Source organism: Rhodopirellula sp. P2, assembly GCF_028768465.1.
Lineage (GTDB): Bacteria > Planctomycetota > Planctomycetia > Pirellulales > Pirellulaceae > Rhodopirellula.
On record NZ_CP118225.1, the window covers coordinates 758,852 to 772,372 of the forward strand.

Consider the following 13,521-nt stretch of genomic DNA (forward strand, 5'->3'; position numbering starts at 1 on the left):
CCGATCCTTCCCCCCAACGCGACTCGTCGGACAACTCCGAAAACACAGGGGAAATCGATTGCAGCGATTCCCGCTGGACAACTTATACATTTTGTATAACCTCTTGTCCAGAGCCGCAGCGGAAAACTCGCCCAACCCTTTTGGGCGTCTTCTGACCGCGGCCCTGATTCCAGCCAACGACCTCACCGTTTGGACGCCCGCTTTGGATGCCCCCCCTGACCGCACTGCACCAACCGCTCGCCAAACGCCCTCGAGCCCCGAATCGCCTCCCAGCCCCCCCATCCAACCGGCATCTGAATCACCGCGGCGCTATGAACCAGACGAACCTGGGCAGATGCTGAAATCACTGCAGTGGGAACTGAACCGAATCCAACGCACCGTTCGGCACACGCTCCAGTCCAAACTGCAGGGATTGGTCGGCCAATCACTTTCGTCGCTCAACGAAAACCGAGAACTTGCCAGTTCCATCCAAAAGATGCTGGACACACATAGCCTTCGGATTCGATGCCCTCAATGCGGACATGCGTCAATCTTGCGTGTCTCGCCGCGAAAGGGGATGCCAGGCGGAGCGTTTGTGCTCGACCACACCATTGATGGCAAACGCACTTTCCATGGTGGATCGTCTTCCGTCCCGCCAATTCAACTGACGGCGAAACCCGAGCGAAAAGCGACGGCCGCCGCCAAGACTCGAGCTCAACCCGCCACGGCGGGGACGCCTGAGACCAAGGTTGGCTAGCACGGCTATCCCATTTCGCCCAAAAACCCTACAAACGTTTCCCAAATAGCCCTTGCCGAATTCGGGTTCCGTCGAGTAGGTTCTGCGATTCAAATTTTCGGTGTCCTTTTGTCAGAAGTTGTGAGCAGTGGCTGTTCAACGAACCTACATGGCCAAACCCGGCCAAATCGAAAAGCAATGGCATGTTGTGGATGCCAGCGACGAAGTTCTCGGTCGACTCGCCAGCGATATCGCTGTCGTGCTGATGGGAAAACATCGTCCTGAGTACACCCCACACGTCGATTGCGGTGATTTCGTGATCGTCACCAACGCCGAAAAGATCGGCATGACGGGCAACAAGATGCGTGACCGCCACTACACTTGGTACACTGGCTACCCAGGCTTGCGTCTGGAAAGCTACCAAGATCGTCGCGACCGCAAGCCTGAAGATTTGCTGTACCACGCCGTTCGCCGGATGCTGCCAAAGAACAAACTTGCTCGCCAAATGCTGAGCAAATTGAAAATCTACGCTGGCCCTGAGCACCCCCACACCGCTCAGCAACCCGTTGAATTGGCTCGCACCGGCAAAAAAGCCAGCGCCTAGTTCCCACATGCCCTCACCGACCGCATCACGCGGGTCTGATCCATGATTGCAGTAAAAAAAGACAAGATCAACGGCGACGCACTGGGAACAGGACGTCGAAAAAGCAGTGTTGCCCGAGTACGTGTTCGTCCAGGCAGCGGAAATATCACTATCAATGGTAAGTCGATCGAAGATTACTTCGTCAACGACCAACATCGCTACGCGATCACTGAACCCCTCGAAGCCGCGGGTTTGACCGAATCGGTCGACTTGCTGATTCGAGTTTCGGGAGGCGGCATGACCGGCCAAGCCGGCGCTGTCCGCATGGGCCTGGCCCGTGCTCTGTGCAGCCACGACGAGGCATTGCACGACCCGATGCGTGAAGGCAGTTTCCTGACGCGTGATTCACGCATGAAGGAACGTAAGAAACCAGGCCTTCGTGGTGCTCGCCGTGGCGTTCAGTTTAGCAAACGCTAAGAAGGTTCAATTTTGGGTAAGAAAGAAGAAGCTTTTGAAGTCGAGGGCACCGTTACACAAGCCCTCGCCAACACTCGCTTTCGTGTGCAATTGGAAACCGGCAACGAGGTCATGGCCCACGTTGCTGGTCGAATGCGGAAGCACTTCATCCGGATCGTTCCAGGCGACAAGGTTCGCGTGGAGCTTTCGCCATACGATTTGACCAAGGGTCGCATCGTGTACCGCGAACGCTGATCTCTGGTCCCGTTGGCTGACGGTTTCAATCGCCGATTTGCTTGCCATTTCCAAACGTCTCTCCTCTAAAAATAGCGACCGATACAGTGGCCAAGCCCCACCGGAAAACTAAGAAAGCCAACCACGGCAAACGCCCTGCGAATGCGAAGGCACGCAAGGCAAAGCGGAAAAAAATCAAGACTTGATCGTGGCACGCAGCGAATACATCCTTGATCCGGCCCTGCTGGACGTTGACAAACCAATCGCCGACATTGAAGCGATTCGCGAGTTCAACCCGCAGCGGCACGAGATGGAACAACTGACCGCAATCCTCTACGAGGATCTCGATCAGCACGCCTGCGCGGCATACAAAGCGATCACAGAAAATGAGTTCTGGGTTCGTGGTCATATGCCCGGCATGCCGCTGATGCCCGGTGTTGTGATGCTGGAAGCAGTTGCTCAACTGTCCAGCTACTACACCCAAAAACACGACCTGCTCGGTGCAGCCATGGTTGGCTTTGGCGGAGTGGATGAAGTTCGTTTTCGCGGGGTCGTGACCCCCGGTGACAACCTGATCGTGATGGTGAAGCTCGAAAAAGCTCGCCGCGGCCGAATGATCGTCGCCCGTTTCCAAGGCGTCGTTGGCACGGACCTGGTTCTGGAAGGCTGCTTGCGTGGGATTCCCATCCCCATCGAAGCTGTCACCCGGCAACTCGGTGTCTCCAAAGAATCTGCCGGCTCTTAAGTCGCCTCGGAGCTTCCTCCCCGAGGTGAGTTCGTGCAGATCTATTTCACCCTCCCTTGGGACGTTCGAAAGATAAATGGTGGCTGGCGCCTGGGTTTCGCCCCGGATGGGGCCGTCATGCTTAGCTCGGGGCGGAAGCCCCGAGAGACCGATGCCGGAAAACAAACGGTCGCCCCGGATGGGGCCGTCGTGGGAGTTGGGGGCGTCCCTCGCTCACCAGGCTGTTGATTGAATCAGCCGGAACGCGATCGCGTCCGGTTCGTCCCCGGTAACCGTGGGCTAGCGCTGGACTGTCAAAAGGTTGGTATTGACACCGCTTTGGACTGCGCAGGTTTTGTTCCCCGACTTCGCCCCAACGGGGCAGCCCTATGCCAGCCCAGGGCAACGCCCTGGGTTGTGGCGGGACCAAGATGACAAAGCCCCAACGGGGCGGTCCTAGCGGGTTTTGAGGAGTCTTTCTTAGGGCCGCCCCGTTAGGGCTGGTGCCGGAATCTCCGTCACGAAACCCCAGGCGATGCCTGGGGCTATCTTAGAACTGCCCCGTTGGGGCGTAGGAAAGAACAGAAACCAACAACGCATCATTCGTGTCAACACCAGAGATTGAACAGTCCAGGCTAGCGCCGATCGGCTGATCGCGAGATCTTCGAAACGTACTGAATCAACAAGCCGTCACGCTTCGGGTTGTGATGGGTGGTCTTGGCCGACTCGGACGGGCAAGAGTGCCGATGCTACATACGTTGAAACGCTGTTGAGCACTGAGTCGACAAGCCGTCACCATTGACGCTCTGATTGCCGATGCCAAGTTGATTCCTGGATTGCACCTGGGGAGGGTCGGCCCGCTTGGGGCCGGGGAGGGTTACGCGGTGGATCCAATGCTGAGCCCTCCCCTCGCTTCGCTCGACCCTCCCAGGGGGAGGGTGAAGATCAACGCCCGGCAAGACAGCACTTCAAAACTGCACGACCCTTCGTCGGGCGGGGTTCTCAAGGCATCACTGGCAAGCATTTAGCAGGCAAGTTCGCCCCTGAAGAGGCCGGCGTCGATCCTGCGGCGAGAAATCACTGGCACTACCCGAAGCGCGAGCGATGAGACGAGCATGCGTTTCAGTGTCATCGGCTGGGACCACAGGCTCGACGGCGAACCGCCGAGCCACCACACCACTGCAATGACTAGCAGGTGAATCCGTTTGGAATCTGGCCGTCTTTGATCACGATGCTGATCCCCTCGCGAATTTGCAGGTCATCATCTTCACCCTGGTGATCGATCTTGGCTTCGTTCAGGATCCGAACGTTCTCGCCCACGCGACAGTTCTTGTCGAGAATGGCACCCTGAATCACGCTGCCAGCACCAACACCGACGGGCAACTTGCCACCGAGATCGGCATCTTGCATCTCGATGAAGTCCGCTCCCATCACAACGCTGTCTTTGATCGTCACGTTGTCACCAATCACGGTTCGCAGGCCGATCACGCTGTTTTCGATCGTCACATTGTCGCCAATGCGACAACCGTCTGCGATCAAACTGCCAGTGATCTTCGCATCGCCCATGATGGTTGGCGGCAAGAATCGTGGCCGACTGTAGATCGGTGCATGACGATTTCGAATGTCAAACGGTGGGTTCTTGCCGGCCAGCGAGAGGTTCGCCTCATAGAACGAACGAATCGTTCCGATGTCTTCCCAGTACCCGTCAAACAGGTGCAGTTGAACCTTGTGGGTATTGATCGCTTCCGGGAAGACCTCTTTCCCGAAGTCGCTGTGCAGGCTGTTTTCGAGCATGTCGACCATCAGGTCTTTGTCGAAGATGTACAACCCCATGCTGGCCAGCAAATCCCGGCCTTGGCTTTCAATCCCGCGGGCATCAATCCAGCTTGGTTCCATGCGGACCTTGGCGATTTCTTCCTCTGTTTGGGGTTTTTCAACAAACCCCGTCACGCGACCGGTGTCATCGACCTGCATGATTCCCAGTGACGACGCGTCTTTCCGGGTCACCGGAATACCAGCGATCGTCGCGGCCGCGCCCGACTCGATGTGAGTCCGCATCATGTCACGAAAATCCATTCGGTACAGTTGATCGCCCGAGAGGATCAGCACGTGTTTGATCCAACTCTCACGCAAGTGCACCAGGTTCTTGCGAACTGCGTCGGCGGTGCCTTGGTACCAATCGGTGCCGGAGTTGACCGTCTGTTGAGCGGCGAGCAACTCGACGAAGCCACCGCTGAAGTGATCGAAGGTGTACGTCTGCCGAAGGTGACGGTGAAGACTCTCTGACAAGAACTGAGTCAACACATACGCGCGATTCAGCCCGCTGTTGATGCAGTTGCTGATCGGAATGTCGATCAACCGGTACTTTGCGGCCAACGGCACCGCGGGTTTGGCGCGGATCTTTGTGAGCGGGAACAATCGTGTTCCGCGGCCACCGCCAAGAATCAACGCGATTGTATTGTTCAATTCCATGATCACTCTCGTGGGATGACGTGCTAGTTAGTGTGAATGGTCGGTAAACGGGAACGTTTGCTTTGGCACGCGCTAGCTTACCAATACTTTTCGAATCGAATGGTGCCGGGACCGGGTGTTTCTGTGGCATCGTGAAAACCGGCGGCTCTCAGCAAGGGCAGCATCCCGGGTTGAGCGGGAACATCACCGCCGGGCGGCACATAGCCGATCATGTCAGGGTTGCCACACAAGAACACGTGCGTGTTGGTGGGAGCGAGCGGGTCACCGACCAGGTCCGCCAACTTGCCGGAGGTGAACATTGTTTGCAGATACTGTTTTCCGACGTAGTCCGGTCGGTCGGGCTCTAAATTCTTGGGTTCGCGAGTCGTCAGCGGCAGGTAGCAATAATTCGGGAAGCGACGCATCAGCTCGTCGTGTTCGCTTTGGTAGGCGATGTCGGAGCAGTAGCGGACGCTGGTTGCGATGACGATTTTTCCGAGATGCCCGCGTGACAACAACGTGGTCGCCATCGCATTGTGAGGTGCCTCGCCCGTGCCGGTTCCGAGCATCAAGACGTTCTCGTTCTGGGGAATGTCCCCCAACAGATATCGTCCCGTGATTTTCCGTTCGACACAAATTCGGTCGCCTTCCCCCTTGCCAAACAATCGCGGCGTGAGTGCCGGCGGCTTGCTCGCGGAGGTCGCTCCCTGGCGGACCAACGTGATGTAGAACTCCAGGTAGTCGATCTGATCGACCGGCGCCAATTCCCCCGCCTTTGGCGAGTCGGCATCATGCAGCATCGGACATGAAATCGAATACGCTCGACGCACCAATTTTCGCGATTTTTTGATCGGGACGTCTTCGGGTTGGGTGCCTCGCAGTCGAGGTTCCCAGTTCCCCAGCCCGATGGCGACATATTGCCCGGGCTCAAATGGCATCACCGGCTCGTCGCACTGGATCCGATACCGAGCCAGATCCTCGGTCAGGTCCATCCGTTTGACGATCGTCGCATTGTAGTGCTGCTCGCGAAGCCGCTGCTTCTCTTCTTCGTCCGGGTAGCCCTGTTCATCCATTGCGTTTTCAACTCCCAGATGCCTTTTTCACGTCGGCGACCCCGCCCGCCTGAGTTACTATAGTGGATGCGGTCGGGCGGCGTGGCGGTGTCCACTTCGCAACCACAACGACTGAGTTCGTCCGTCTCGACTTCGCGACTTCACCGCCTCACCTTATCATTCGGACCTTCGATCATGTTTGATCGCCAAGTCTTCTTTCGGCAACTTCCGCATCGACTCTCGATCCGATCCATCACAATCGGCCTCTCGGTGGCCTTTGGCATCACGCTGGGAATGCCGTCGAGTTTGCCTGCGGAAAACTGGACCAGCCTCACAGGCAATCGGACCATCCAAGCCCAGATGGTGGGGCTGTGGAACGACAACGTCATCCTGCTGATGTCCAGCGGACAACGAGTCAGCGTGCCGATGAAATCGCTGATCGCAGAAAGCCGGATTCAGGCGGAAGAGATCGCGGCTCGTTTGAAGGAACAACGCCAATCGCTGAGCGAAGAACTTCGCCAAGTCGCCGATGCAGAATCCGCCGCCGCTCCGGATCCACTGCCCACGCCACCAGCACCGCCCGCGTACCAACCGCTGGCCCCCAATCTGCCGATCGATGAAACGATCGAACAGATCCAATCCCAAATTCGCGAAGGACATTTGGCGGTTGTCGTTGACGCGCTGCCCCCCTCGTTCCGTAGCGAGCTTGATCAACTGGTTGATTTGGCAATGCAAAAGATCGATGCCAACGAATGGAACGAAGGCAACCAACGTCTCTACCGTTTGGTCGACCTGATTGTGACTCGCCAAAATTGGATTCAATCGCATCCTCGATTGGCCTCGGGTGACCCCAGTTCTCCCAGCGCGTTCAACGAAGCGTTTGTCGAATTGATCCTGCCGACTGCCAACGCGCTTCGTTCAGGACTGGCGGGCGATGCGATGATGCCTGACAACATTCGGCAAAAGGGATTCACGAATTGGGTCCGAGATCGAAGCGAATCGGTGGCTCCTTACTTCCGTCAACTGACTCAGGCCTTTGCCTCTTCGGACCCTCAGTGGGAAGTCGCAAGTTTCAAAGAGGACACCGCGACAATCCAGCGTGCTGGCCCCGGCAATCAACAACCCGGCCAACGACGCCCCAACCGCGGTCCAACGCATGAAATGGTTCGAGTGGAAGGCTACTGGATTCCCAAAACCTTGGCGGATCACTTTCCAAAGTGGATTGAAGAACAAACGCAGAAGCTCGAAGCGATGACCGATGGAGGAACCAGCATGGCCGACTTGGCTCAAAACTCCGGCGGCATGAATCCGATGGCGTCGAGCACCATTCAGCAATCCACTCAAATGTTCGAGACGTTCTTGCAACCGCTCGAATCCGCTGCTGACGCCACTGCCTTCCACGAAGCTTCTGAACAAATGATCGCAACCGTCCAGCCCATGATCAGCATGTTCAGCGCCATGGCGAACATGGGCGGTGGTCGAAACCAGAACGGGATGTCAGGCTACGGCAACTCTGGTTACGGCAGCGGCGAACCCGGGTACGACGACATGAACATGGGCATGGAACCCGGCTACGGCGATCCCATGATGGAAGACGGAAGCATGGACCAGAGCGGTCCGAGCTACGGCATGGAACCGATGAATCAATGAGCCCAATGAATCGATGAAAATTGCGATCATCGGTGGCGGACTGTCAGGATTGTCCACCGCCGCTCACCTGCGTTTGCTAGCTCAAAAGCAGAACAAGCCTCTTCCCCAAATCACACTCTTCGAAGCCGCAGAGCGACTCGGAGGCGTGATTCACACCGAGACGCTGATCGACAATCAGGGCCGCACCTTTGTGATCGATCACGGGGCGGACATGTTTGCGACCGCACCCCCGGCAGCGATCGATCTTTGCGAACAACTCGGCGTCGCGGATCAATTGCTGCGTCCCAGTCCGCTTGGGCGCGGCGCGATGATCGCACGAGGCAACCGGCTGATTCCGATCCCGGAAGGATTCGTCTTGATGCGTCCGACCAAACTCGGGTCAATGCTGACGACGCCTCTGCTCAGCCTCTCGGGCAAATTCCGCTTGCTGCGTGAACGTTTCATTCCTCGCCGCGATGAAAGCGTGACCGATGAAAGCGTGGGATCGTTCGTTCGCCGTCGACTCGGCGAAGAATGCCTCGACAACATCGTCGCGCCCTTGGTCGCTGGCATCTACACCGCCGACGTTGATCGCCTCAGCATGGCGGCAACGATGAAACCGATTTGGGACATGGAGACCCACGACGGTTCGCTAGCCAAAGCAACGTTGCGACGGATCCGAACCGGGGAGGACTCCACCGAACAAGCCAGCAGTGGCGCTCGCTACGAGAAGTTTCGAGCGTTTCCCAACGGCATGATGCAATGGATCGACACGCTCGCCGACTTTGCGGGGCGTGAGAACATTCGCTTGAACACGGCCGTTCGCTCGATCGTCCCGCTTCCGGATCATCGCTATCGACTGGAGATCGAATCCGTCGACCACAGCCAATCGTCCCAAGAGTTTGATCAAGTTGTTGTTTCGACCCCCGCGCACGTCGCGGCAAAACTACTGCAACCGCTCAGCGACGAAGCCGCGTCCACGCTTCGCTCGATTCCATTTGCATCCACGGCGATTGTGGTCATGGCGGTTCGGCGCGATTGCATCTCGCGTTTTCCAACCACCTTCGGATTTGTGGTTCCACCCCAAGAGAACCGCCGCATGCTGGCAGGCAGCTTCGCCAGCACCAAATTTCCTCAGCGTGCTCCCGATGACTATGTCATTGTGCGGGCGTTTGTCGGCGGCATACTGCAACCCGAAATCCTGGAACGCAGCGACGACGAGATCACCGAGATCGTGCGGGCCGAACTGGGCGACCTGATCGGACTGGACCAGACTCAGTCACTCGAAGACATCGCTGCGGTGGTGAAAGTCGTACGTTGGAACAACGCGATGCCACAGTACGAGGTCGGGCACCTGGACAAAGTCCAGCAGATTCGAACCGCGATCCAATCCATCCCAGGCCTGCACCTGAACACAAACGCACTAGGCGGCGTTGGAATCGCCCCGGTCATCGCAGCATCCAAACAGACCGCGGAACGTATCTTGAAGTGAGATCAAGACTTCGGGTTGGCGGCACAACCCGAGGAATGCGAAAGGGTTGAGATCCGGGCAAAACCGCAGCGGAAACCGTTTCGAGAGCCCCCAAACTGTTTCGTGAATTCCGAGGGAGGGGCAAAAAGATGGGATTGACTGGGGTATCGGGATGGTTCACGCTGCGCAGTCAGTTGAGCACCACATTTGGGTTGGTTGGTTTGTTTTGGAAGCGTTTTCCAGTGAAACGAGCCCGAATGCGAGAGGCATCTTGCCTCGTTGGTGACGGTTTGCAGGGTATCAGATCAGTGACGAACATTTATGTCGGGAACCTTTCGTTCAAGGCCACCGAAGAAGAGCTCCGTGGCGCGTTCGAACAGTATGGCGAAGTGTCAGCTGTGAACATCATCATGGATCGAGAAACAGGACGTAGTCGCGGATTTGCCTTCGTCGAAATGGCGGATGCCGAAGGCGCGAAGGACGCGATTGAAAACCTGAACGGTCATGAAATTGATGGCCGTGGTGTGACGGTCAATGAAGCTCGACCTCGCGAGCCACGCAGTGGTGGCGGCGGCGGCGGTGGTGGAGGCTACGGCGGTGGTGGCGGCGGTCGCGGCCGTGGTGGCGGCGGCGGTGGTTACGGCGGTGGCGGTGGCAACCGCGGCGGTGGCTACGGTGGCGGCGGCGGTGGTGGATACGGCGGCGGCGGTGGTGGCGGCTACGGTGGCCGCGGCGATCGCTAATCCCGAAACCAACGACGAATCAGATTCACGAGCGGAAACCAGTCTGGCATCAGACTGGTTTCCGTTTTTTTATGCCTGCTCAGCGTTCTCGCTTGCGCGATTGTCGGTTGACTCCAACCGTCACCTCCGCAGCCGGTCAGTCATCCAAGCCGGTCATCAACGGACGCTTGGATGGCATCGAGATTTCGTCATCCCGCGACACCTCTTCTCGCATCGCCCGCAAGCGTTCGTACTTCCGCCGCGCCGCCTCGGCCACTTCCGCATCTTCGTACTTCGGCGAACTGTCGATCGGCGACTGCATCGAGAGCTTCCCAAACTCATCCAAGATCTCCGTCAGACTCATCGCTGTGCGTTCGCTCGTACCTCGCGATAGCCGAGTGATCATTTCCATCGAAAGGATGCCGGCCGATCGGAAGTGAATCTTGGTGACCACGGGTTCCGCAGGGTACATCCCCATCAAAATCATCTTGTCGAAACGAACCTCCGACGAGATCGTCGGGAGCGGCGAATTGACCGCCTCGTTGCCCAAGTCCAAACGATGCAAACTGACTCGCTCATCGCTGGTGATATAGACCTCAATCTTGAAGTCATCCGCAGTGGATTCGGGAGGCAAATGCAAGAGCATCAACTCCAACGCCTGACGACCGTTATCGGCGACGCCAGAGACTGTGTCATCGCTCTTTTCGAACGCGAACATCAACGCCAACGTCCGCCCCAGCAACACGCCTGAATCCTCCGGCATGCCAACAATCCCCAGCGTCCGAAATCGGCTGACCGCCACATTGATCATCGGCTCCGGCTCGATGGTGTAACCGGGACGTTCAATTTCAAAGAATGCTGCCGCGCAATCAGTGCCAAAGTAAACACGTTTTTGCTCGTCGTAAAACAGCTGAGGCTGGACCGACAAACGATGGTCCTCGAAGTACTGATCCACTTGCTGGCGAGTGACGGCGGGCAACTTCTGACGGCCTTGCGACGCCATCTCCAAACCAATCGTGATCGCAGACAATCGTCCCAGCTCACCATGCTGGCCAGTGCGAGCCATCGACAGCGGCGCTGACACGGATGCCCCCGGGGCGACGATCCGGCAAGCATTGCCTTTCGCCATCGTGTAGGCACGCGTCCAATCACGTTCCGAGTCCGGCAACGATCTCAACAACGTGATTTCATCGCGACGCGGAGCGGAGCCGATCTTTCCAACGCGAAGGGTGAGCTCTCCCCGTGCTTCGCCCGCCTCGTTCTCTGATTTCGAAGAAAGGGACGGCTGCGCAAAGCTGCCGAGGTTCAGCTCCGGCACATTCGGGTCACGCTCCTCGCTCGCGGTTGGCTGATCAGAGGTGGACTTCACCACCTGCCACCCAACCATTCCTGCCAACAGGATCACCAGAACGATCGTCGCTCGTCGCAGAATCAATGGGTCAGTCATCGGACTCTCAATCGCCTAAAAACATCTGTCATGAAAACTTGTTTGGGCCAACATTCGCATCACACGCGAATGCTGACGCCACCGTCGATCACGAGCGTTTGCCCTTGAATCAAATCACTTCCTTCGCTGCACAGAAACGCCACCACGGACGAGACATCTTGTTCGCACAGGCGGCGTTTGCCGACCATCATTCGTTCGCTCGCAGCTTCGATCAGGCCCTCGGAACCTGGCATGCTGGCGATGGCATCTGTGGCAATGATGCCCGGCAACACGCAATTGAAGTTGATCCCGCGGTCGCCAAACTCCAGTGCGAGGTGACGCACCAAAGCTTCAAGTGCCGCCTTCGATGCCCCAATGGCTCCATAGTGAGGCACGGCCCAATTGGAACCGTGGCTGCTCACTGCGACCAACTTCCCATGCGAATCCCCGGCGGCCAAATGCTCCCATGCCGCCTGAGCCAACCAAACCACGGGTGCCGAATTGCTGCGAAGCACCGCTTCGAAGTTGACGGGGGTCAGGTCATTCAAATCACGAAAACCGCCGGCCGCAGCATTGCTGACCACGATGTCCAATCCGCCCCATTTCTGAGCGACACTCTCAACCATCGCTTCCACGTCTTCTTTCGATGAGACATCGGCTCGCACCAACATCACCGTTCCGCCTGAGTCGGCAATTTCCGTCGCGACTTGGACCGCTTGTTCCTCGGACTTCAAGAAATTGATCGCAACCGAAGCCCCTCGAGCGGCCAACTCCAATGCAATTGCCCGACCAATGCCACGACTGGCACCGGTGACGAGCGCTCGCTTGCCTACTAAATCCGCCAATGGTTTCATGCTTGATCCTGATCCCTCATTCATGATGATCTTCCAACGAATCTTTGTTTGACTTCATGCTTCCCGCCTTCATCGATTCCTGCCAGTGCACATGAAAGGCATGCAGCCTCTCCTCACAGCGTCCAAAGATCCGACTTGCCTCCTCGTTCACCCCAGCCGCGCCGGCTGAATTCATTCCGGCCTGCACCCGTGGAAAGATCGCTGCGTCTTCGGCCAACACTTTTCGCGCCATCGATGCGGCGCTGCGTCCCAACCCGTTCGCGACCATCTTCCCGACAATGCCCGAGCGTTTGGGGCGACGCGTGAATCCGAACACCGTCATTTTGCTGGTTGAAATTCCAATCGGAGTGATCTGATAGACCAAACTCATCGTGTCGGTGAACGACGCCATGATATTTGGGAACACATGCACATGCTGATAATGCGGCCCGAATTCTCCGACCATCCAACGCATCACACGTTCTTCCATCCGCGCCAACAAGGAATCCTCGCGTACATCCGTTCGGAACCGAGTTCCCCACGCCATCAACTCATGCGTGCTTTCGCTTTCACCTGGATCGCTGCCAAACGTTTGCGAGTGAACCTCACTGAGATGATAACTTTCGAGCGAACCTTCGATCGGGATTTTCCAATCGCAGGGATACTCCAGTTCCTCTTGCAGAACTTGCCTCCACGACGTCGCATCCGTGTTCGCTGCGAAGTCGCTCACCCAATCATCGTCGCCGAGCGTCACGAGCCCCGATTCACCGGCTCCCTGACTGGCTCCACCAGACAGATTCACGAAGACCAACTGGCCAACCACTTGCACCGGAAAACTCCCCAACCGATAGCGTTCCCGATCGAAGTGCGGAAAATTCTTTGCGGCAGGAATCTTGCGAGTGCGTCCATCGCCGCCGTACTGCCAACCGTGGTAAGGGCACTTCAACTCTTTCGCGTGGCCGCCGCCTTCCGTCACCAGTTGGCACTGCCGATGCGCACACACGTTTCGCAGCGCCACCAATTCGCCGTCGTGGTTGCGAACGATCAGTGGCACTCCCAATCGGTCCAGCGCTTGGTAGTCGCCCGACTGCGAGAGCTCCGTCGTGGTTGTGACCAATTGCCATCCTGCCTGACGCAGTGCAATTTGTTCGCGATCATGAATCGATGAATCGGTGTACCAAGTCGACGGCAACAGAGCCGGCAGGGACGTCGTGGCGTGATACAT

The 13,521-nt window shown here is 57.4% G+C and carries 14 protein-coding genes; 9 read left to right on the forward strand and 5 right to left on the reverse strand.

Features of this window, described 5'->3' with window-relative positions; all coding sequences use genetic code 11:
* Positions 1-103 precede the first annotated feature (103 nt).
* The 6 genes from PSR62_RS02675 to PSR62_RS02695 all read left to right on the forward strand — a co-directional run bounded on the left by PSR62_RS02675 (position 104) and on the right by PSR62_RS02695 (position 2,733).
* On the forward strand, positions 104-736 hold the full coding sequence (locus tag PSR62_RS02675; protein ID WP_274406290.1) for a hypothetical protein: 633 nt from the start codon (positions 104-106) through the stop codon (positions 734-736).
* Between the two features lie 148 nt (positions 737-884).
* On the forward strand, positions 885-1,319 hold the full coding sequence (gene rplM, locus PSR62_RS02680; RefSeq protein WP_047816736.1) for a 50S ribosomal protein L13: 435 nt from the start codon (positions 885-887) through the stop codon (positions 1,317-1,319).
* A gap of 42 nt (positions 1,320-1,361) precedes the next feature.
* Complete coding sequence (gene rpsI / locus PSR62_RS02685) at positions 1,362-1,775, forward strand: 30S ribosomal protein S9 (protein ID WP_274406291.1); 414 nt, start codon at positions 1,362-1,364, stop codon at positions 1,773-1,775.
* Positions 1,776-1,787: 12 nt separating this feature from the next.
* Positions 1,788-2,009: a translation initiation factor IF-1 gene (infA, locus tag PSR62_RS02690; protein WP_007328023.1), complete on the forward strand. Its 222-nt coding sequence runs from the start codon at positions 1,788-1,790 to the stop codon at positions 2,007-2,009.
* Positions 2,010-2,095: 86 nt separating this feature from the next.
* Positions 2,096-2,194, forward strand: a complete 99-nt coding sequence (locus tag PSR62_RS25635; protein WP_390173962.1) for a 50S ribosomal protein bL37 — start codon at positions 2,096-2,098, stop codon at positions 2,192-2,194.
* Between the two features lie 2 nt (positions 2,195-2,196).
* Positions 2,197-2,733, forward strand: coding sequence for a 3-hydroxyacyl-ACP dehydratase FabZ family protein (locus PSR62_RS02695; protein WP_047816581.1), 537 nt, complete (start codon positions 2,197-2,199; stop codon positions 2,731-2,733).
* A gap of 1,167 nt (positions 2,734-3,900) precedes the next feature.
* Here PSR62_RS02695 and PSR62_RS02700 read toward each other — a convergent pair.
* Positions 3,901-5,190, reverse strand: a complete 1,290-nt coding sequence (locus tag PSR62_RS02700; protein WP_338020128.1) for a glucose-1-phosphate adenylyltransferase — start codon at positions 5,188-5,190, stop codon at positions 3,901-3,903.
* A 71-nt stretch (positions 5,191-5,261) separates the two neighbouring features.
* Positions 5,262-6,236 carry a ferredoxin--NADP reductase gene (locus tag PSR62_RS02705; RefSeq protein WP_274406293.1) on the reverse strand — a complete coding sequence of 325 codons (975 nt, stop codon included), beginning with the start codon at positions 6,234-6,236 and terminating at the stop codon, positions 5,262-5,264.
* Between the two features lie 174 nt (positions 6,237-6,410).
* On the opposite strand from PSR62_RS02705, the gene PSR62_RS02710 reads away from it, so the two are divergent.
* The 3 genes from PSR62_RS02710 to PSR62_RS02720 all read left to right on the forward strand — a co-directional run bounded on the left by PSR62_RS02710 (position 6,411) and on the right by PSR62_RS02720 (position 10,058).
* On the forward strand, positions 6,411-7,865 hold the full coding sequence (locus tag PSR62_RS02710) for a hypothetical protein (protein ID WP_274406294.1): 1,455 nt from the start codon (positions 6,411-6,413) through the stop codon (positions 7,863-7,865).
* 13 nt (positions 7,866-7,878) lie between these two features.
* The gene (gene hemG / locus PSR62_RS02715) at positions 7,879-9,336 is read left to right on the forward strand and encodes a protoporphyrinogen oxidase (protein WP_274406295.1); all 1,458 of its coding nucleotides are present in this window, start codon (positions 7,879-7,881) and stop codon (positions 9,334-9,336) included.
* 287 nt (positions 9,337-9,623) lie between these two features.
* Positions 9,624-10,058, forward strand: a complete 435-nt coding sequence (locus PSR62_RS02720) for an RNA recognition motif domain-containing protein (RefSeq protein WP_274406296.1) — start codon at positions 9,624-9,626, stop codon at positions 10,056-10,058.
* Positions 10,059-10,194: 136 nt separating this feature from the next.
* On the opposite strand, the gene PSR62_RS02725 is transcribed toward PSR62_RS02720, so the two are convergent.
* The 3 genes from PSR62_RS02725 to PSR62_RS02735 are packed head-to-tail and all read right to left on the reverse strand — an operon-like array spanning position 10,195 to position 13,521.
* Positions 10,195-11,484 carry a hypothetical protein gene (locus tag PSR62_RS02725; protein ID WP_274406297.1) on the reverse strand — a complete coding sequence of 430 codons (1,290 nt, stop codon included), beginning with the start codon at positions 11,482-11,484 and terminating at the stop codon, positions 10,195-10,197.
* 59 nt (positions 11,485-11,543) lie between these two features.
* A complete protein-coding gene (locus tag PSR62_RS02730; RefSeq protein ID WP_274406298.1) occupies positions 11,544-12,317 on the reverse strand; it encodes an SDR family oxidoreductase in 774 nt (257 codons plus the stop codon).
* 16 nt (positions 12,318-12,333) lie between these two features.
* Positions 12,334-13,521, reverse strand: coding sequence for an aromatic ring-hydroxylating oxygenase subunit alpha (locus PSR62_RS02735; RefSeq protein WP_274406299.1), 1,188 nt, complete (start codon positions 13,519-13,521; stop codon positions 12,334-12,336).